We start from the raw sequence: 21629 nt of genomic DNA, 5'->3' as shown, positions 1-21629 counted from the left end.
GTACTCAGCTTCACTTAAAGTATATGTTTCATTAAGCGAAAACTCCAACACCAACGGTTCTTTAACTTCATCAACCGGCACAAAAAACATCATTTTTTCACTATCAGCCGGCGACTGCAAATTTTTCAACTTTTTCTTAATTTCACCATAATCTCCACCTAAATTAAGCAGTATTTCGTTATCAAAAAACTTATTAAGTTTTAAAAAAAAGTCTTTAACATCATTTTTCACTAACTGAATACTCAATTCTTCCAACTCATAGTTTATTTCAGGGTAATAAGTATTAATAAAGGTATCGATACTAACTTCTTCTAGCTCTTCATCTTCAATTTTTTTACCAAAGCCGATCTTACTTAAAAAATACCTCATTTCATCCTCCAGCTATAAAGTAGATTAACTCTTAACTATTATAACAAGCACCAAAATCCGTTATTTATAATGTATTATAACAGATTTTTATAGGAAAAGGTATATTTTTACTATTTTTTAATGTAAAAACATAATTTAGCCTTATCAAAATTATTTTTTGGAATAATAATTTTCAATAGCATTTTGTAGAGCAGTAATACCAATCAACGAACAATGAACTTTATTTTCAGGCAACCCACCTAAGGCAGTTGTAACATCATCTTTCTGTAACAGCAAGGCTTCTTTTAGCGTTAATCCTTTTGCTAATTCAGTAATCATACTACTAGTCGCAATAGCCGCTACGCAACCAAACACCAAAAAACTGATATCGATAATAATATCATTTTCTACCTTCAGGTAAACATTTAAAGAATCTCCACATTCAGGGTCACCATAACTACCCTCAGCATTATAATTTTCAATAATGCCGGAGTTTCGTGGTGTCATAAAATGATCAATGACAATATTATTATATTCGGCAAACATCCTATCCCTCTTTTCTGATAATCATTTTTTAGTTTCAAGATATTCAGCCATAATACCGGCAGCAATACCTACCAATTCTGCACAAGGTCTTTTTTTATAATACTCTGCCGTTCTGATTTCAGGAATATGTTGGTCTTTCTTCACATCCAGCCCCAATAAAACTCTACAAATAATTGATTTGTTAATTTCCTCAAACTTAGTTGCTAAAGCTTGAATTTTTTTATAATGTTCAGTTTTTGCACCATGATCGGTCGGATCAGTATAGCCATATACTAAACCAGTAGTCATAAACATCCCTGTTACGGCACCACAAACCTCGCGCAATCGCCCCATTCCACCACCAAAAGATGAACTAATTTTCAAAGCTACTTCCTCTGATAACTCATATTTGTCAGCAAATGCCAAAAACACTGCCTGTGAACAATTATAGCCATTCTTAAATAATCCCATCGCCTTTATACCGTACTCTGATTTTAAATAAGTTTCAGCCTGCTCATTAAATTGATTTCCACTTAATAAATTAGTATCTGTACTCATAAATTCTCCTCAATATTAAAAATAGTTTTCGACATATGTCTTAAATCATCTTAAAGCATTACAATATTTCTGTCAAAGACTTTAGTCACATTGAACAAAAAAAATACTATTCAATAGTTTAAACACTACTGAATAGTATCAATTACAGTTATTTTAATTTTAAAATACAACCTGCTCTAGCAGTTTATTTATGTCTCATATGCGGAAATAACAATACATCTCTAATTGAAGCACTGTCAGTTAAAAACATTACTAAACGATCAATACCAATCCCTAAGCCACCAGTAGGCGCTAAGCCATATTCTAGTGCTGTAACATAGTCATGATCCATCATGTGAGCTTCATCATCGCCCGACTCACGTTGTTGAACTTGTTCCATAAAGCGCCCTTCTTGATCAATCGGGTCATTTAACTCCGAGAAGCCATTAGCGATTTCGCGTCCATAGATAAATACTTCAAAACGATCAGTGATTTCCGGATTATCTTTATTACGTTTTGCCAACGGTGAAATTTCTGTTGGATGTCCAGTAATAAAGGTTGGTTGAATTAAATGCTCTTCAACTTTATCTTCAAAAATATTATTTAAAATACCACCAATACCATCTTTTTTCTCATATTTCACACCTAGTTTAGCCGCTTCTGCTTGTGCTTGCTCTAAGGTCGTAACATTATTAAAGTTAACCCCTGTATATTTTTCTACCGCTTCAACCATGCTCATTCTAGTCCAGCTTGGCGTTAAATCTATCGCTGTTCCTTGGTAATTAATTTTAGTTGTGCCTAATGTTGCTTGCGCTACATGAGCTACAATATTTTCTGTTAATGCCATCAAATCATTATAATCAGCAAACGCTTGATATAATTCTACGGAAGTAAATTCCGGATTATGTCTGATAGAAATACCTTCATTACGGAAAACTCTGCCCACTTCATACACTTTTTCAAAACCACCAACAATTAAGCGTTTTAAATAAAGTTCTGGTGCTATTCTCATATATAAATTCATATCTAAGGCATTATGATAAGTAACAAACGGTCTAGCCGCTGCCCCACCGGCAATCGGATGCATCATTGGCGTTTCAACTTCTAAAAAGTCTTGATTATCAAGATAGTTTCTTAATTCTTTAATAATTTTACTACGCATTACAAAAGAATTTCTTACATCAGGATTTACAATCAAATCTAAATAGCGTTGACGATAACGTGTTTCCACATCTTTAAGACCATGGAATTTTTCCGGCAATGGTCTAAGCGATTTTGCTTGAATTTCAAAATTTGTAGCCTTCACACTGATTTCACCACGTTGTGTTTTAAAGACTAACCCTTCAACTCCAATAATATCACCAATATCTAGCAAACTAAATCTGCCGTATAACTCTTCACCTAAAACATCTTGTCTCAAATAAACTTGAATCTTACCTGACATATCAGCAACATTAATAAAGCTGGCTTTACCATGACCGCGTACAGTCATAATTCTGCCGGCAATTTTAACGCTGTTGCCTTCTAGACTTTCAAAGTTTTCTAAAATATCTTGGGCGTGATGAGAAATTTCATAACGACGACCAAACGGCTCAATTCCCGCTTGTTCTATCGCCGCCAATTTTTCACGGCGAACTTTCATCAACTCATTTAAATCTTCTACCTGAACTTTTTGTTCATTATTTTCACTCATTTAAAACTCTCCTTCAGGTCAAACCTTCTAACTATCTTATAATTTCAAGAATTTCATATTTTAAAACTCCTGCCGGAACTTGTACTTCAACAACTTTTCCAACTTTTTGACCAATAATTGCTTGACCAACCGGAGATTCATTTGAAATTTTGAATTCTGTCGGATCTGCTTCCGCCGAACCAACTATGCTATATTCTAATATTTCATCAAATTCTATATCTTTTATTTTAACTGTGCAACCTAATCTTACTTCATCTTTATTCTTATCGGCATCAGAAATAATTTGACTATTTCTCAGCATTTTTTCCAGAGTCATGATTTCTCCTTCAATAAATGCCTGTTCATTTTTAGCATCCTCATACTCTGAGTTCTCACTGATATCACCAAACTCAATAGCTTGTTTAATTCTTTCAGCTACTTGTGTTCTACGAACTGTTTTTAAATGTTCTAGTTTTACTTCCAGCTTCTTTAAGCCTTCTTCAGTAAGCATTATTTGCTTTTCAGCCATTAAATTGCGCCCCTTTTAAATACATTTTTTCTCTAGTAACTATTATTTATCGTCACAGTATTATCTTTAAAAAGCAGTGAATTTTTCAACATAAATTAACATAATATAAATAGTGTCAAGTAAACTTGACACTATTTTATCGTTATAAAACTCAACCTTTTTCTATAAACTTGACTTATTTTTGGTAAGAATAATCTTCAATAAGCATTATCAAAATTACCTTTTTCAGCTACCAGTTTATTGTCATATATTATAAGTTTTTTTAGTACTTTTGTCAATATTTTTACAAAATATCTCTTTATATTGTAGCATTTTCCATGTAATCCAATAGTTTTACCATATTATCATAAAGATTTGCACAATGCCGATAACCTTGAATTATTTCAGCACTACTTTGAATATGTGGTCCTGCTACAAGTTCAGATTCACAATTAGTTAGTAGGGCTTCAATACTATCTACATTAGACTCTAAATGAAATTGCACACCAACTACTTTTCCTTTAAACATTTCAAACCCTTGATTATTACAACCCTCACTACTCCCTAACAACGTTGCTTCTTTAGGCAATAAAAAGGTATCACCGTGCCAATGAAAAGCCATAAACTCAGCCGGCAAAATATTCTTAAGCATACTTTCAGTTGAAGTTTTTACTTTCAGCCAACCAATCTCCTTTGCAGGATTGCTGATAACCTCCGCACCTAATACTGCCGCTAATAATTGAGCGCCTAAACAAATCCCCAGCACTGTTTTCTCCTGAGCAATAACTTCCCGCAAAAATTCTTTTTCCTTAATCAACCACGGGAACTCTTGTTCATCATAAATATTCATCGGACCGCCCAATACAATCAAAAAATCAAAATCGTCAACAGCCGGTAAAGCTTCACCTGCATACATTTTTGTAGCAGTGATACTATGATTTTTAAGGTTCGCCCACTGTTGTATATTAGCCAATCCTTCAAATTGAACATGTTGTAAGTAGTGAATTCTCATCTTATCAATCCTTATGATAATTTTTTAATAAATCAGCAAATACTTTATGAAAATCAGTTTCACTTTCTGCTTGATTAAAGCGTAACCGATAATCAGCCGAGAACGGTAAACCCTTAGTATACCAAGTTGCATGCTTGCGCATCTCTCGTGCACCGATATACTCGCCCTTTAATTCAATCAACATGGCTAAGTGTCTTTTTATCAAGTCAACTCGTTCTTCAATACTAGGTTGATTTATTATCTGACCGGTATTTAAAAAAGTACTAACTTGTTGAAATATCCAAGGATTACCTTGACAGCCACGACCAATCATAATCGCATCACAGCCTGTTTTTTCAAGCATTTTCTTGGCATCTTGGCAAGTTCTGATATCACCATTACCAATCACCGGAATACTAACTGCCGCTTTAACTTCTTTGATAATATCCCAATCAGCTTGACCAGAGTAATATTGTTCTCTAGTTCGGCCATGCACCGCAACAGCACAAACCCCGGCTTTTTCAGCTAATTGAGCCATTTCTACCGCATTTTCATTATTATTGTCCCAACCCTTACGAAACTTCACCGTGACCGGTAAATCTACCGCCTCGACCACCGCTTTCATGATTTCAAAGGCTAACAACGGTTCCTTCATCAATGCTGAACCCTCATTATTTTTAACAACCTTGGGCGCCGGACAACCCATATTAAGATCAATAATATCTGCAACCCCTAAGCTTTCAACATACTTAGCAGCTTTCGCAATACTTTGAGGCTCCGCCCCAAATAATTGTAGTGCCACCGGACGTTCTCGGCAATCAGTCTTTAACATCTCTAGAGTGTGACAGTTACGATAATTAATCCCTTTATCACTAACCATCTCAGTATAGACCAAGCCACAACCCAATTCTTTTGCTAAAATACGAAAAGGTAAGTCCGTAACACCAGCCATCGGTGCTAAAATAACAGGATTAGCTATTTCAATATTCCCAATCCTCATCTAATTCTCCTATTTAAAAATCACGCATATTACTGGCATTGCGTTTATATAAAATGCACAAACCATCTAATGTTAAAAAGTGTTCGACTTTATCAATGGTCGTAGATTGTTTAGCAATTAAATTAGCTAAACCACCGGTAGCAATAACTGTCGCTTCTTCATTCATTTCGGTTTTCATTCGTCTGACAATCTCATCAACTTGACCGGTAAAGCCAAAAATTATTCCTGATTGCATACTGGTAATAGTATTACGACAAATCACCGATTTAGGGGTAACAAGTTCAATTCTCGGCAATTTTGCCGCTCTTTGGAACAAGGCTTCACTAGAAATTCCAATTCCCGGAGCAATTGCTCCCCCCAAATAATCACCTTCATTATTAATCGCACAAAAAGTCGTAGCTGTGCCAAAATCAACAATAATTAAGCTACCCGGAAACTTTTCGCGAGCGGCCACTGCATTAACAATTCTGTCCGCACCAACTTCACGAGGATTTTCATATTTAATTTTTATCCCAGTTTTTATGCCAGGCCCTACTACCAACGGATCAATGTTAAAATAACGCTGACACATTTTAGAAAGTGGTACAACTAGTGGCGGAACAACCGAGGAAATAATAATTGCTTCAATATCACTAATTTTCAAACCATTAAAATTAAACAAATTATTAAGTAGCATTCCATATTCATCACCGGTTTTCTGACGATCAGTTGAAATACGCCAATGCTTTAATAAAATGTCATCTTTATATACACCCAGTACAATATTACTATTACCAATATCAAATACTAATAACATTAAAGATACCTCACTATTTTTTACTTTGGTCTAATGGAAACATCGCCAGCTAAAACTTTTTTAATGCCAGCCTCTGTTTCTACTAATAACGCTCCATCTTCATCAATATCAAGGGCTTTTCCGCTAAATTGTTCTTCAATCCCCAATACTTTAATTTCATTACCTAGCGTGGCCGAATACTCTCGCCAAGCATTGAAGGTATCAGCAAAACCATCTAGCAATACTTTCTGATATTCTTGCTCTAATTGTTCTAAAATCTCACTTAATAATGCCAGACGCGAAAAAGTTTTAGTTTTAATCATTTTTAAAGATGTCGCAATAGATGTTAATTCTTCGGGAAACTCTTCATTATTAACATTTAACCCAATGCCAATAACAATGTAATTAATACAATCTATTTCTGCATTCATCTCCGTTAAAATACCGACTAATTTCTTACCATCATATAATATATCATTTGGCCATTTAATTCCACACTTTATTCCGGTAATATTTTCTATTGCCCTTGCCACTGCTACCGCTGCTAACAATGTAAATTTAGGAGCATTTTGCGGGCTCATTTTCGGTTTTAAAATTACCGAAAACCAAATCCCTGCACTTTTCGGCGAATACCAACCACGTTCTAAGCGCCCACGTCCTTTATTTTGAGATTCACTAACAATAACACTGCCATTTAAACACCCTTTAGCAGCAATTAACTTACCAATATTATTAGTTGAATCAACATCATCAAAATAATGTATCTCACTTCCAAGAAGTTTGGTTTTTAAATTAGCTTTAAGTTCTTCCGGCAACAATAAATCCGGTGCGCTCTGCAAACTATACCCTTTACGATAATGCGACTGTATCAGATAGCCGGCTTCTTTCAAGTCTCGAATATGTTTCCAAATCGCCGTCCGCGATACTTGGAGTTTTCTGGCGATTTCTTCACCGGAAATATACTCACCTTGACTATTTTTTAATAAAGTTAAGACCTTACTACGCAAAATCTACACCCCCATACCCTTACAAGCTTAAGATAGTATATCACAAATAAAACATTATTTCACGATACTAATTTTCTAGCATATTATTATAAAATATGTTAGCATTTAGGCAATAATATAGAGGGTGGTGATTATTATGAAAATATTAATTGCTGATGATGAAGAAAGCATTATCGAAGTTGTAAAAATATATTTAGAAAAAGAAGGTTATAGCGTTTTAACGGCTTTAGATGGCGATACTGCGCTAGAGCTTGAAATTGCAGAAAAGCCTGATTTATTAATCTTAGATATTATGTTACCGAAAATGAGTGGCTTAGAACTATGTCGCGCCATTGAGCGAGAGGTGCCGGTAATTTTTCTTACTGCCAAAACAAGTGAAGAAGATAAGATAGCCGGCTTTGCTTTAGGGGCCGATGACTATATTACCAAACCCTTTAGCCCCCGAGAATTAATCGCCAGAGTAAAGGCCGTTATGCGTCGGAGCAATTTAGCCGGTACCGATGGCATCATTAGTGTTGACGGTATGAGCATTGATTTAAACAATAAAAATGTTAAAATTGCTGATGCTTTAGTTACCTTAACTCCAAAAGAGTTTGAGTTATTATATTTCCTCTTAAAGCACCCTAAACAAACATTTTCACGCGAAAAATTATTAACTAATATTTGGGGCTATGATTTCGAAGGAGATGAACGAACGGTCGATGCTACGATTAAACGTTTGCGACAAAAATTACTACATCCTCACTACCACTACATTCAAACAAGCCGAGGATTTGGCTATAAATTTGAGGTATTAAAACATGATTAAATCTATTTTCGGGAAAATATTAGCTTCAAATATTTTAATTATTTTCGTCCTAGCCTTTGCCTTAGGTCTATCAATGTATCATTTGACATTAAATCATCTTATCGATACCAAACGTCATGAACTTTTTAATACCGGTATTGCACTGACTAAAATAATTCAACCGGCACTACAACAAAACATCATCACTCAACCGTTGTTAGATAATCTTGGAGATTTAAGTGGCTCTAATTTATGGATTGCTGATAAAAGCGGACAAACACTTTATGGCAGAGCTCCGCGTCGCTGGGAAAACGTTTTTCCGGAGGAGGCTACTGAAATAACAGCTCTGTTTAATGGCACTCCCCAATCTTGGCTCCATAATGGTCGCCATCACATGGATCCTTCTATCATTATCGCCATCCCTTTACCAGAAACACCTGATAAAGCCTTATTTCTCTATACCCCAATTATGGGCATCAACAAAAATGCCAATGAATTAACCACTTTGTTATCATATGTTATTATCATCAGTATTATCTTAACAGCATTATTATCATTTATTATTTCACGCAATATTACCAAGCCCCTCAGTAATATTTCACAAGCAGCAGCAAATTTTGCCAGCGGTAATTATCAAGCACGTGCTACTGTACTAAGTGATGATGAGGTCGGTCAACTAGGCTCAGCCTTTAACGAGATGGCAATTAAATTAGAGAAAATAGACAGCAATCGGCGTGAGTTTTTAGCCAATGTCACCCATGATTTAAAAACACCACTTGCAGTTATCCAAGCTTTAACAGAAACACTGTTAGATGACCTAGTCAAAGCTCCGGAGAAAAAGCAAGAATACCTCCAAAAAATTCTTCTCGAAAATAAAAACATGAATTTACTTATTTCTGATTTACTAAACTTAGCTCAGTTAGAATCAGGACAGTTGTCTTTTCACTATGAAAAAATAAATGCTACGAAGTATCTACGCCAGCATTTCGAAAGCTACCAATCTTTAATGAAAGAGAAAAATTTACAATTACAGTTAACCATCCATGATAATCTCAACGAATTTTTCATTGACCAACAACGCTTACAGCAAGTTTTAAACAATATTATGAGTAATGCAATCAAGTATTCTCCTATCAGCGGAACAATTGCTGTTAACATTAGTAAAAATAAAGATTTTTTAGAGATAACTATTACTGATAATGGTATTGGCATTACCGCTAACGATTTACCGTTTATTTGGGATCGATTTTATAAAGCCGATAAATCTCGCAATCGTAAAGAAGGCGGAACCGGCTTAGGTCTGGCCATTACGAAAATGTTGGTACTAGCTATGAAGGGTACCGTTACCGTAAAGAGCACCCCTAATGTGGAAACTTGTTTCACCATCAATTTGCCCTTTAAAAGCTGAAAAGCAAGGTTGTAAAATATAAATTTTTGCAACCTTGCTTTTTTATTATTTTTGTCATAATCTTGTCACAATATATTCATATAATAAAAGTGAGAAAAGGATATATAACAAATTATAAATATCCACCAAGGAGGAATATATTATGAACACAACTACTAGAAATATATTATTAGGTTTAGCCGGCAGTGCTATTTTAATCAGTGCCGTTGCCCTTACCACCCCTAATAGAATGATGCCTTATGGTTATGACTCTAACAGTCCGAGACAAAAAATACATAACAAAATGCCTAACAATATGAGCACTTGGGGTAATTTTGCAGAATGTTTAAATCTAAATCAAGCAACAGTTGACAGTTATCTTAATAAAGGTTATAACCTCAGAGATATTCATCATGCCGCTTTTTTAGCAAAGGCTAGTGGCAAAACATTGGACGAAGTTATAACTTTAAAAACAGCAGCAACTACTTGGCCAGAAATCGAAAAAAATCTTAATATAACACCGGAACAACTGAAAACTACCGCTAATGAGCTTTCCAGTACCAGATTAACCACAGCTTTTAATTTGGATAAAACTACGGTCGATAATTTATTAGCTAATGGCTATCTACCAAAAGATATTTCTGTCGCTGGAATTTTAGCAACAAAGACCAATAAAAATATTAATGAAGTGCTCAATCTGAAAGCTATTAATAATACTTGGTTCGATATTGCTTTACAATTAGGCATCGACAAAACAGCTTTTGAAAATATTCTAGCAGAAAATGCCGATAAACTTCCCCCTATGGACGGTAGAGGAATGCTTAGCGACCATGGTATGATGAAAAACACTCCACATCATATGGGCAAAGGTAATAATAACCCTCCAAGAGATCCTGCAAACTGCCCGATGAATAACTAATAATATGATAAAAATGACCAACCGGCATAAGCGCCGGTTGGTCATTTTATTTAGAAACCTACTTCAATTGTGCCGATAACATCTCCACGATGATTTTTTAAAATCGGTGGAAACTTTTCTACTAACTGTGCATATTCTTCAGCCGTTAACAAATTCAACCGTTTTAAAATTCCGATAACAACTTGATTAATTGCTCTAAAAGAGCCGTCTTGAATTTTAAAAGTTATTCCCCAGCCTTTGTCTACCGCAGCTAAGCAATATACCGCTTCCGCACCAATTTTGGCAATAATACGCCCCTTAGTAATTTGCGTTACCAAGGAATCAATTCTACCGGTTCCAGAAACAATTAACGGATGTGCAATCATCGCATCACGAATAGTTTTAATATCCTGTTCATCTTCACCCCACTGACCTGCTTCTGGCTGAGCCAGTCTGGCATAAGCTAATGACATATTATATAACGGCAAATAAAAAACCGGAACCCCACAACCATCAATGCCGATTTCAACTTCATTTACCGCTAGGTTAGTACTTTTTGCTACCGCTTCAATCATCTTTTGCTGAACTTTATGATCAGGCTTGGTATAACCTTCAACCTCAACCATCATCGCTTGAGCTAATGCTAGCATTCCAGAATGTTTACCGGAGCAAGCATTATGAACCGCTTCTGGTCTTAAGCCTTGAGCTGTCAATGCTTTTGCTGCTTTACTACTCATTGGGGTCGCCGGACCACAATCAAGGGCACTAACATCAAGATCAACCTTCTCTAATAACTCATTAACCAATTTAACATGAAACTCCTCCCCACTGTGTGAAGAAGTCATCAACGCCAATTCTTCTTGCGTAATATTAAAACGTTCTACCCCGCCTTCTTTCACAAACGGTAAGGCTTGAAATGGTTTCGCCGCTGAACGCCAAAACATTTTTTTGTGTGGTTCTCCTACTGAATCAATAATTTTACCATTAACATCAACTACTACAAAATCTCCATAGTGAACACTCTCCACCTTGCCTGCTCTCGTATAATTTAATAAAATTTCCGCCATATAAACCACCCTTACTACATTAATGAACAGCAGATAATATCTTGGTGAAAATATTTTCATATTATTCACCTTAGACATCATCTGCTGTTAAGTTTTACTAATTAATATTATTTAATTATTGTCTGAACCAATATTGCTAGTAATATTTAGTACCAAATTTTCACCATTTTCACTAGCACCCTTAGCATTATCATCTAAAGAGCCTGTTTTCATTAATTGTTCTAATTCCGAAGCTTCTAAAGTTTCGCGCTCAATCAACGCATTAGCAATCAAGTGTAACTTATCAATGTTTTCATTTAACATTTTACGACACTCCACATAAGCTTCTTCCATATACTTTTTAACTTCTTTATCAATAGCATGAGCAACTTCTTCACTGTAGTTTCGATCTCTTGAAATATCACGTCCCAAGAACACTTGATGATCTTGCTTGCGTCCAAAAGTAATCGGCCCTAACACATCACTCATCCCATATTCTGTAATCATTTTACGAATCAAGCTACTAGCTCGCTCCAAATCATTTTGCGCACCGGTGCTGATTTCATTTAAAACAACTTCTTCCGCCACTCGGCCGCCTAAAAATGTCTTTAATTGATCTAAAAGCTCGCTTCGCGTTGCATAGTAGCGATCTTCTTTCGGCAACATCAAGGTATAACCACCGGCACGTCCACGCGGTATAATGGAAACTTTGTGTACCGGATCAGTATGCTTTAACATCATGCCGATTAAAGTATGACCAGCCTCATGATAAGCAGTCAGGCGTTTTTCTTTATCACTGATAACTTTACTCTTACGCTCCGGTCCAGCCACAACTCGTTCAATGGATTCTTCCATCTCGGTCATTTCAATTTTTTTCTTATCACGTCGTGCTGTTAACAACGCCGCTTCATTTACTAAATTACTCAAATCAGCGCCGGTAAAGCCCGGTGTTCTTCTCGCTAAAACAGCTAAATTAACAGTATCGCCAATCGGTTTTCCTTTAGTATGGACTTTTAAAATTTCTTCGCGCCCTTTTACATCAGGACGATCCACCACAATTTGTCGATCAAAACGACCCGGTCTTAATAATGCCGGATCCAAAATGTCCGGTCGATTAGTTGCTGCAATAATAATGATGCCTTCATTAGCCGCAAACCCATCCATTTCGACTAATAATTGATTTAAAGTTTGTTCACGCTCATCATGTCCCCCGCCTAAGCCGGCACCACGTTGACGTCCAACCGCATCAATCTCATCAATAAAAACAATACACGGCGCACTTTTTTTCGCTTGCTCAAACAAATCTCTAACCCTAGAAGCACCAACGCCGACAAACATCTCTACAAAGTCTGAACCGCTGATACTGAAAAATGGTACCCCAGATTCACCGGCAACAGCTTTAGCCAGTAACGTCTTTCCTGTTCCCGGCGGGCCAACCAGTAATACCCCTTTGGGAATTCTAGCACCTAAATCGTTAAACTTCTTCGGATATTTTAAAAATTCTACAACTTCTTCTAACTCTTGCTTCGCTTCATCAGCACCAGCAACATCTTTAAAAGTTACTTTTAAATTTTCTTCGCTATTAAGCTTCGCCCGACTTTTACCAAAGGACATCACTTTGTTACCGCCACCTTGGGTTTGTTGCATGATAAAAAACCATACCCCAATTAACAATAACATCGGTAATAACGAGGAAAAAATTCCTGTCCACCATGGTGGTTGCGGTGGTAATTCCGCTTTAATTTCTACACCCTTATCACGAAGAGTATTAATTAAGTTAGGATCATTTGGTGCTACGGTTGTAAACTCCGTACCATCAGCCAATTGACCTTTGATACTGTTTTCCACAATGGTTACACCTTTAACATTTTGCTCCTGAACTTGTCTTAAAAGTTCACTATAATTTATTTCAGGTTTCACAGCAACACGGCTTGAAAAATAATCAATTGCTGAAATAGCAATTAATATTATCAGTAAATAAAAGCCTATATTTTTGACAAATTTATTCAATTAATTACCTCCTTCTGTTTAAAATAAACCTCTTATATTATATCATTAAAGTCTTTTTAAAACAATTAATAACTATTATTCATATATCGCAGGTTTTAAAATACCGATAAACGGTAAATTACGATATTTTTCAGCGTAATCAAGTCCATAACCCACCAAGAAATAATCCGGTACCGTAAAACCACAATAATCAATATCAACTTCCACGCGACGACGTTCCGGCTTATTTAGTAGTGTACAAAGCTTAATACTTGCCGGTTTGCGTGATTTTAAATTTTTCAATAAATACTTTAAAGTTACTCCGGAATCAATAATATCTTCTACTACTAAGACATGTTTTCCTTCAATACTATTATCTAAATCTTTTAAAATTCTCACGGTGCCACTAGTGCTAGTACCATTGCCATAGCTTGATACTGCCATAAAATCAAGTGCCATTGGAACTTTCACAGCCCTAGCCAAATCAGCCATAAATAAAATTGCGCCCTTTAACACACAGATCGCAACAATCTCTTTCCCCTGATAATCCTTGCTGATTTCTTCTCCCAACTCGGCAATTTTTTGTGATAATTGCTCTTCACTTAATAATACTTTTTCTACATCGTTAATCATTTTTTTACACTCCCTGAATCTTTGTTAACAATAAATATTTTGTGGTTGTTTCATCAATAGACGCTATTGAACTTTGTCGATAACCCAGTACCCATAAAATTTGATTAGTACTGTCACATAGTAATGGTATCATAACTCTTTGGTCTTGGTCTATTTTCTGATCAATAAAAAACTTTTTCAATTTCTTTCTACCGTTAAACCCTTGTGGCTTAAAAACATCGCCATCCTTACGACTTCTGACATACAGTGGCAATACTATTTTATCATAATCGAAGATAGCTTGATTATCATAAGGCTTTACATAATTATCAAGCACTTCTACTTTTATCATCCCTGAAAAGCCTTGTAAGATCGTAGTTGCCGAAACTGGCAGTTCTTGCGCCATAATTTGCGGTAATTTATGTTTTTCAGTGGCAAAATAAAATTGAAACTCTTGGTATTTATTTTCCACTAAGAGCTGTTGCGGTAATTCTATGATTCCACCGCTTTTAGTGGTAGCAACATAATTTATTACTTTTTCAATATGCTCAAAGCTGATACCCTTAGTATGCCCTTGTTTTTGTTCAATAATTTGGCGAATTATTACTCGTTGTAGCGCTTTATGCAGATTATTAAACAAGCCTTTTTTCACCACTATAATCTCATCAGTTATACTGATTACCTCAGTCCAAACTTTTTGCGCTTCTGTTGCAAGATAGTCATTTTCCGTTCCAATAATTTCAGCCGTCTTCCATAAAGTCTCAACGATTGAATTATTATATTGCAATAATTGTGGTAATAACTTTAGTCGAATTTTATTTCTCAAATAACAAGGTTCCAAATTAGATTTATCAATTCTCGGTACTAACTTTTCCTGCTGACAATAACTTTCAATTTCAGTTCTGGTTGTAGACAATAACGGTCTTATTATATCACAACTTTTAGCACTAATTCCAGCTATTCCACAACTTCCGGCCCCCCTTAATAAATTAAGTAAAACCGTTTCAGCTTGATCATCTTTATTATGCCCCACAGCAATTTTATCAGCCTGATGTTGCTGCGCTAAGGTTCTAAGATATTGATAACGTAATATTCTAGCGCCTTCTTCTAGCGAAAGTTTATTGTTTTGACAATATTGATTAACATCAACGCCAGTACTAGCAAAGGTCAGGTTATTAGCTTGCGCAAAGGCTTTGACAAAAGCCTCATCCTCATCAGACTCTTGCCCTCTGAGCTTATGATTAAAATGAGCAACAATCAAGGTTAAATTAAATTCTTGGCTCAGTTGCTGTAATATATTTAACATTGCCAATGAGTCCGGCCCTCCGGAGCAGGCTACAATCAGCTTATCGTTATTATCTATTAAGTGGTGTTTTAAACACCAAGTTTTAACCTTATCTAACATCTTTTTCACCGTCTTTAATGATCATCATTAGCATTTATTTCTTCATATTTATTATTTTTATAATCTAAAATCAAGCGTACTATCGTCGCACTGATAAAAATTCCAAAAGCCATCGAAGCTCCAGTTAAAATAGTTTTCATCCCCATCGTAACACCGCTAATATAATCACCTTGCACCATTTTGACAATAGTATTATAAGCACTGCCACCGGGAACTAACGGAATAAAACCGGGAATAATAAAAATAGAAGCTGGCTTTTTCAATATTCGTGCCAAAATTTCTGCTGAAAGACCAATTGCAACACTGCCAATGAAAGTTGCTAAAATTGGACTATGCAAGCCACTTTCAACCATAACCTTAACAATCCAAGCTACTACTCCAACTAATCCGGCATAAGCTACTAATTTACGCGGAATACGATACATAATTCCAATAGCAGTAGAGAGGAAGAATACAGCTATTATTTTTACTATCATCATCACACCTCACCCTAAACCGGCCAAGACAATCATTACGCCCATCGCTACCGCTGCTGTTGTTACCATCGCTTCCATCCCTCGTGCAACACCGGTCAATAAAAATCCCGCCATCAAATCTCGCAAAGAATTAGTAATTGCTACCCCTGGAACCATCGGCATAATTCCACCAACAATAATCGCATCTAAATATAGCTGAGGATAAAATTTACACGCCCAAACTCCTAATAAAGCAGTAGTTGCCCCGCCTAAGAATTCAAAGACAAATGGCACTCCATTTAATCTGACAATTAAATGAGCAATTGAACGAACTAACGCTGCCGCCAAAAAAGCCACCAGCACTTCCCCAATTCCGCCGTTTTGAATTACTGCCGTACCAGAGCCAACCACTCCCGAAGCAAGAATTGCCGTGAGCCAAGAAAAAGTATTCTTTGCTTTGGCGATTTGTCGTAATTGTTCCAAGGCAGTTTGATAATCAACTCGACCTTCCACTAAAGCTCTTGAAACCTCATTAACTTTGGCTATACGATCTAAACTAATCCGTCGCTTCTTTATTCTTTTCAGTCCCGTTAGAGTTTTACCATTTTCTTGACGAATAGAAATAAACACCCCCGTTGGTGTTACAAAAGTATCGACACGATAAGCACCACAAGCTTTTGCTACTCGTTCCATAGTATCTTCTACCCTAAACGTTTCTGCTCCATTTTTTAGTAATATTTCTCCAGCCAAGGTAGCAATTCTAACAATTTCCGTCAGTTTTTGTTGCATTACCTCACCTCTTCAAATAAATAAAAATTTAAAAAGAAAAACAGGGTATCACCCTGTTTTAATTAATCTGCATAGCGGGCGCCACCACGGCCACCACGTTTTGAATCTGTATTTTTCTTCAAGTCAGATAATCTTTCATCACTATCTTTTAAAAACCTGCTTAACTTATCTTCAAAAGAAGGAGTATTAAAACGATTTGGTTTCTTAAAATCGTTGGCTGCAGTTCTTCTTGGTGCCTGTTGATAGCTTCCTTCTCCGACTGCCGGTCTATTATCGAGTTTCGGTACTGTTGGTGCGCTTTTCGGCATTGCTTGTTTGATCGACAAGCCAATTTTCCCTCGATCATCAACAGATAGTACTTTTACCTTTACTGAATCTTGTTCTTTTAGGAAATCTTTTACGTCACGAACATAAACATCCGCAACCTCTGAAATATGAATTAAACCAACTTTTCCTTCTGGTAACTCGACAAATGCACCAAAATTAGTAATTCCGGTAACAACGCCTTCAACCACACTGCCAACTTCGATGGACATACTAATCAAACTTCCTCCTTATTTGTTCACATTACACTTCTAAATTATACCCTTTGAGAATAAAAGGTGTCAAGAAATACCATCACTGACAACCTAATTATTACTCGACTTAATTATTGGTGTTTCGCCTTTTTTCACCAAACCTAAATCTTCTCTGGCAATTTTTTCAATATATTGATTATCAGCAAGTTTTATTTTTTCTTGTGCTAATAATTTATTTTCTTCTTCCAATTGCAAATAGGTTTTACCGACTTTTTCTTTTTCTGTGGCAATATCATTTAATTTAACTTGATGTTGATAAGTAATGCAACCGAAATAAACCAGTGCCGCAAAGATAAAACTGTAAAATATTATATTTATTAATTTACCTTTCGCCATTACACTCACCATCCTTGATAAAATACCTTGCAAAAACCCAATATAAAATAGTCATAACTCCACGACTACATTATATTGGGTTTATCTTCAGATGGCAATTATTCTTTTAATTTAATTTGAAATTATTAAGTAATACCTCAAATTCTTTAACTAAATTTAATAAATGTTCGTTAGCTGTGTTAATTTCAGCAATATTATTCTTCTGCTTATTAATAATTTGGACAATTTCATTAGCACTTTCCCTATTATCATAACCAAGTTCATTGATAAATTCAACTTGCTTACGCACTGTATCAAATAATTGAATTTGTTCTTCCGCTTGATTGAAAATTATGTCAGATTGTTGTTGCGCTGTCAGCACTGCCGCATTAATTTCATTAAATGCAATATCGGTGGTTTTTACAATTTCCGCCCCCTGCGCAACCTTTAACCCACTACTTTGCATTTGAACAATGACTTGTTGCGTCGCTACCATAACATTAGTACTTATTTTCGCAATTTGTGCTGTTGCAGTTTTTGACTGTTCGGCTAAAGTTCGGATTTCTTCCGCCACTACTGCAAAACCACGACCATATTCACCGGCACGAACAGCCTCGATACTGGCATTTAACGCCAATAAATTAGTCTGATTAGCAAACATACTGATAGTGTCTGAGATTTTATTAATTTCCTTAACACTGTTATCTAAATTTTCAACCGTACTAACAGTCTGCGAAACTTGCTCTTTAATATTATTCATTGCCACAATCGTATTGTTAATAGAGTTTTTACCCTCATTAGAAATATTTACACATTGCTTAGTTGTAGTTAATGTTGTCGCCATCCCTGCTACTACTTTTTTCGTAATATCATTAAGCTCATCTAAAGAATGCTTGGCAATCAAAGTTTTTTCACTTTGATTTTCAATTTTATTAAGCATTACCTTAGCAAAATCAACCACTTTATTACTATTATTTCTGGCAGTTATGCTTTCAGTTAAAGCCATATTCGTAGTTTTATTAATAAAAACCGATGAGGTCTGTACGGAGCTTACTAGTTCTTGTAAATTTTCATTCATTTTATTAAAACCTTGCGCTAATAAACCAAACTCATCTTTACTATTAATTTTTAAGCGATAAGCCAAATCACCGTTTGCTACCGCCTTAACCCCTTTTACCATATAACCAAACGGCGCTAAGGTTTTTTTTGATAAAATCATTCCCAGCACCATTGTAATAGTAATAATCCCTAACAAAAATAGCAACCCTTGCTGTGCCATATTATTAGCTACCGCTGTTACATACGCCTTAGGATATGTTGTAACAACGATAAAATCAGTATTTTCAATTTGCCGAAAAGCAACAAGATATTCTTCTCCTCTTATCAAGCTTTGCATTGTACCATTCTTTTCTTTGACCGCTTTAGCTACAAAGTCAAATTCTAAAACTTGTTTATTTTTTACGGCCTCAGTATTATTCTGGCTGAACAAAGGAACACCGTTACCATTAATAAGCATAATGCCATAACTAGGATTTTGCGCTAGTACTTGTTCTATTAAGACATTGATATTTTGCAACGGAATATCCAAAGATAAAATACCGGCCATCTCATTATTATCACGATAAATTGGAATACTGCCATTGATACTGAAGTTACCAATATTATCCTTGTGTAAATCAGTATCAAAAATCATATTATACTGCCAGAGTTTTTCTAATTTTTGCAGATTAAGCTTATTACCTAGTTGAGAGTGTGTTGAATAAATTTTCTGCCCCTGTTTATCTGAAATACTTAAAGCATTATCATTTCCATAATAAGTTTTAAGTTCTTCCAAATAAGGCTTTGCAGTCTGCAATGTCATACTTTTTATTGCCTGATTACCGACCGATACCATCATAAAATTTTTCTTATTGATAATATAACTGCCGATATCATTTGCCACTAGCTCCGCAACTTTTTTATTATTATTACCGGCCGCCTCCATTAAAAACTCCATACTTTGATTAATAAAGTAACTGCCAATAATAAAACTCGGAATGAAACATACAAGTAAAGTAAATAATGCCGCTTTAGTACTGATTAAATTAAAAAAATCTTTGATATCTTCAGCTTTAATTTTTTTCAACTTCGTGACTTTTTCTAATATTGACAATATCTTTTTTTGAAGTATCAACGCATTCAGCTCCTATGTATTAGTATTATTTACTTCATTGTCCCCATTCTCTTTTGTAATATTCTTGCCGGAATCGCAAATAAAAAATTAAATACTAAAATCATTATCACCAGCAAGGCCCCAATACCATTTGCAATCAGATCCCGATCCGGTACTAAGCCAGTTGACATCAAATACCACATATGCACTGCTAAAGTCTCACCACCGGCAAATAAGTCAGTATCAAACAGATGTCTTGAAACCGTTGTACCAGCTGTAAAAATCAAAATTGCCGTTTCGCCCAAAGCTCGACCAGCCGTTAACGTAATCCCCGTAATAATCCCCGGCAAAGCATTTGGCAGTACCACCTTCCAAATAGTTTGCCACTTAGTCGCCCCTAGTGCCAACGATGCTTCTCGATAACTAGGCGGAATAGTTTTAATCGTTTCTTCAGTTACTCTGACCAAAATCGGTAAATTTAACAGTAATAACGTTAACGCACCACCAATAATACTAAAGCCAAAGCCTAAAAAATTAACAAAAATAATCATTCCAAACAACCCTAATACAATTGAAGGAACTGTTGCTAAACTTTCCGTACTTAATCTGATAATTTTTGTCAATCTGGTTTCTTTAGCATATTCCGCTAAATAAACTCCAGCACCAATCGCTAGGGGTATTGAAACTAACATTGACAATAATAAAATATAAAAAGAATTAAATAATTGCGGACCAACTCCGCCCCCCGCTTCAATATCACTAGGTTTCCCTAAAATAAAATCAAACGATAACACCGGCAACCCTTTATATAAGATATAGCCTAAAAAAGATAGCAAGATTGCAAAAATTAAACCACCGGCCAGATATAAGCAAAACGTCGCAAGACTATTTTTAAATTTTGCTGACATTAAAAGCCCCTCCTTGCCCCAATTTTTTTAATTCCTAAAATCATCCCTAAGGATATTATCAATAAAACTAGCGCCATCAAAAATAAAGAGTTGCCCCAAGTTGAACCAAACGGGGTATTACCCATTTCTACAACAATATTGCTAGTCAAGGCCGAGGTTGGCGTAAATAATCCTTTTAATAACAACGGAGTATTACCAATAACCATTTGCACTGCCATTGTTTCCCCAATCGCTCGCGCCATTGCTAAAATGATTGAAGTTAAAACTCCAGGTAATGCCGCTGGCAATAAAACCTTCCAGATAGTTTGCCATCTTGTTGCCCCCAGCGCTAAAGACGCTTCTTCCAACGGTTTTGGCACTGCTCTAATCGCATCTTCGGAAATGCTGATAACAGTTGGCAAAATCATAATTGCTAAAATCACTCCGGCTACAAATACCCCAAACCCGGTAGTAACGCCAAAGACATCTCGAAAAAACGGAATAAATAAAGTTAACCCAATATATCCATAAACTACCGAAGGAATCGCAACATATAAATCAGTCGCTGGTCTCATTAGTTCTCTAACCCATTTCGGTGCAATTTTCGCCATAAAAACGGCACCGGCTAAGCCCAATGGCCCACCAATAATAATTGCCAATAGCGTTACCGTGATAGAGCCAACAATAAAACTAGCCGCTCCATATTCTCCGGCCCAAGGATCCCATTTACTAGAGAAGAAAAATTCAATAACACCAACATCTTTAAACGTCATTAAGCCTTGATTACCGATAAATAAAATTATCGAGAAAATAATGACTGTCATAAAAAAGGCACAAGCTATAAATAAGTATTTTATGTATTTATCACACAGCAGTTTTATTTTATGATCGTTATCAATCGCCATCATAATTACTTACCTCTTTCTTTAACTACTATTCTTTAAGGCAATAAAAGCCCGCATTCAG

The 21629-nt window shown here is 35.7% G+C and carries 23 protein-coding genes; 3 read left to right on the top strand and 20 right to left on the bottom strand.

The annotated features are described in order from the left end of the window. From KBI38_03375 to KBI38_03335, 9 genes are all read right to left on the bottom strand, one after another. On the bottom strand, nt 1–369 hold a 369-nt coding region (locus KBI38_03375; protein MBP8629107.1), incomplete at its 3' end, for a hypothetical protein. 150 nt (nt 370–519) lie between these two features. Beyond that, nucleotides 520–894 carry an iron-sulfur cluster assembly scaffold protein gene (locus KBI38_03370; GenBank protein MBP8629106.1) on the bottom strand — a complete coding sequence of 125 codons (375 nt, stop codon included), beginning with the start codon at nt 892–894 and terminating at the stop codon, nt 520–522. A gap of 21 nt (nt 895–915) precedes the next feature. Further along, nucleotides 916–1431 carry a C_GCAxxG_C_C family protein gene (locus KBI38_03365; protein ID MBP8629105.1) on the bottom strand — a complete coding sequence of 172 codons (516 nt, stop codon included), beginning with the start codon at nt 1429–1431 and terminating at the stop codon, nt 916–918. A 184-nt stretch (nt 1432–1615) separates the two neighbouring features. After that, nucleotides 1616–3103, bottom strand: a complete 1488-nt coding sequence (gene lysS, locus KBI38_03360) for a lysine--tRNA ligase (protein MBP8629104.1) — start codon at nt 3101–3103, stop codon at nt 1616–1618. Between the two features lie 31 nt (nt 3104–3134). Then, nucleotides 3135–3611, bottom strand: coding sequence for a transcription elongation factor GreA (greA, locus tag KBI38_03355; protein MBP8629103.1), 477 nt, complete (start codon nt 3609–3611; stop codon nt 3135–3137). Between the two features lie 298 nt (nt 3612–3909). Further along, nucleotides 3910–4602 carry a type 1 glutamine amidotransferase gene (locus tag KBI38_03350; GenBank protein ID MBP8629102.1) on the bottom strand — a complete coding sequence of 231 codons (693 nt, stop codon included), beginning with the start codon at nt 4600–4602 and terminating at the stop codon, nt 3910–3912. A 4-nt stretch (nt 4603–4606) separates the two neighbouring features. Next, nucleotides 4607–5581, bottom strand: a complete 975-nt coding sequence (gene dusB / locus KBI38_03345; GenBank protein ID MBP8629101.1) for a tRNA dihydrouridine synthase DusB — start codon at nt 5579–5581, stop codon at nt 4607–4609. A gap of 13 nt (nt 5582–5594) precedes the next feature. Then, nucleotides 5595–6377, bottom strand: coding sequence for a type III pantothenate kinase (locus tag KBI38_03340; protein ID MBP8629100.1), 783 nt, complete (start codon nt 6375–6377; stop codon nt 5595–5597). A 20-nt stretch (nt 6378–6397) separates the two neighbouring features. Continuing rightward, the gene (locus KBI38_03335) at nt 6398–7363 is read right to left on the bottom strand and encodes a biotin--[acetyl-CoA-carboxylase] ligase (GenBank protein MBP8629099.1); all 966 of its coding nucleotides are present in this window, start codon (nt 7361–7363) and stop codon (nt 6398–6400) included. Between the two features lie 130 nt (nt 7364–7493). On the opposite strand from KBI38_03335, the gene KBI38_03330 reads away from it, so the two are divergent. From KBI38_03330 to KBI38_03320, 3 genes are all read left to right on the top strand, one after another. Continuing rightward, complete coding sequence (locus tag KBI38_03330; protein ID MBP8629098.1) at nt 7494–8171, top strand: response regulator; 678 nt, start codon at nt 7494–7496, stop codon at nt 8169–8171. Beyond that, nucleotides 8164–9558, top strand: coding sequence for a HAMP domain-containing protein (locus KBI38_03325; protein MBP8629097.1), 1395 nt, complete (start codon nt 8164–8166; stop codon nt 9556–9558). Before KBI38_03330 ends, KBI38_03325 begins: the two co-directional genes overlap by 8 nt. A gap of 142 nt (nt 9559–9700) precedes the next feature. After that, entirely contained in the window at nt 9701–10456 is a 756-nt protein-coding gene (locus KBI38_03320) for a hypothetical protein (GenBank protein ID MBP8629096.1), read from the top strand. Between the two features lie 50 nt (nt 10457–10506). On the opposite strand, the gene KBI38_03315 is transcribed toward KBI38_03320, so the two are convergent. From KBI38_03315 to pstC, 11 genes are all read right to left on the bottom strand, one after another. Next, nucleotides 10507–11502 carry an asparaginase gene (locus tag KBI38_03315; protein MBP8629095.1) on the bottom strand — a complete coding sequence of 332 codons (996 nt, stop codon included), beginning with the start codon at nt 11500–11502 and terminating at the stop codon, nt 10507–10509. Between the two features lie 111 nt (nt 11503–11613). Continuing rightward, on the bottom strand, nt 11614–13491 hold the full coding sequence (gene ftsH / locus KBI38_03310) for an ATP-dependent zinc metalloprotease FtsH (protein ID MBP8629094.1): 1878 nt from the start codon (nt 13489–13491) through the stop codon (nt 11614–11616). Between the two features lie 75 nt (nt 13492–13566). Further along, nucleotides 13567–14103: a hypoxanthine phosphoribosyltransferase gene (gene hpt / locus KBI38_03305; protein MBP8629093.1), complete on the bottom strand. Its 537-nt coding sequence runs from the start codon at nt 14101–14103 to the stop codon at nt 13567–13569. A 4-nt stretch (nt 14104–14107) separates the two neighbouring features. Then, nucleotides 14108–15487, bottom strand: coding sequence for a tRNA lysidine(34) synthetase TilS (gene tilS / locus KBI38_03300; GenBank protein ID MBP8629092.1), 1380 nt, complete (start codon nt 15485–15487; stop codon nt 14108–14110). Nucleotides 15488–15501: 14 nt separating this feature from the next. Further along, a complete protein-coding gene (locus tag KBI38_03295) occupies nt 15502–15966 on the bottom strand; it encodes a threonine/serine exporter family protein (protein MBP8629091.1) in 465 nt (154 codons plus the stop codon). A 6-nt stretch (nt 15967–15972) separates the two neighbouring features. Continuing rightward, complete coding sequence (locus KBI38_03290; protein MBP8629090.1) at nt 15973–16731, bottom strand: threonine/serine exporter family protein; 759 nt, start codon at nt 16729–16731, stop codon at nt 15973–15975. 62 nt (nt 16732–16793) lie between these two features. Further along, nucleotides 16794–17267 carry an RNA-binding protein S1 gene (locus KBI38_03285; protein MBP8629089.1) on the bottom strand — a complete coding sequence of 158 codons (474 nt, stop codon included), beginning with the start codon at nt 17265–17267 and terminating at the stop codon, nt 16794–16796. Between the two features lie 93 nt (nt 17268–17360). Further along, nucleotides 17361–17645, bottom strand: a complete 285-nt coding sequence (locus KBI38_03280; protein MBP8629088.1) for a septum formation initiator family protein — start codon at nt 17643–17645, stop codon at nt 17361–17363. 106 nt (nt 17646–17751) lie between these two features. Continuing rightward, nucleotides 17752–19797 carry a methyl-accepting chemotaxis protein gene (locus KBI38_03275; protein ID MBP8629087.1) on the bottom strand — a complete coding sequence of 682 codons (2046 nt, stop codon included), beginning with the start codon at nt 19795–19797 and terminating at the stop codon, nt 17752–17754. A gap of 29 nt (nt 19798–19826) precedes the next feature. Next, the gene (gene pstA / locus KBI38_03270) at nt 19827–20684 is read right to left on the bottom strand and encodes a phosphate ABC transporter permease PstA (GenBank protein MBP8629086.1); all 858 of its coding nucleotides are present in this window, start codon (nt 20682–20684) and stop codon (nt 19827–19829) included. Further along, on the bottom strand, nt 20684–21571 hold the full coding sequence (gene pstC / locus KBI38_03265) for a phosphate ABC transporter permease subunit PstC (GenBank protein ID MBP8629085.1): 888 nt from the start codon (nt 21569–21571) through the stop codon (nt 20684–20686). The genes pstA and pstC overlap by 1 nt, the downstream gene beginning before the upstream one ends. Between the last annotated feature and the right edge of the window lie 58 nt (nt 21572–21629).

This window comes from Negativicutes bacterium, from assembly GCA_018052945.1.
GTDB lineage: Bacteria > Bacillota > Negativicutes > JAGPMH01 > JAGPMH01 > JAGPMH01.
This window is presented reverse-complemented; position numbering and strand designations above follow the sequence as displayed.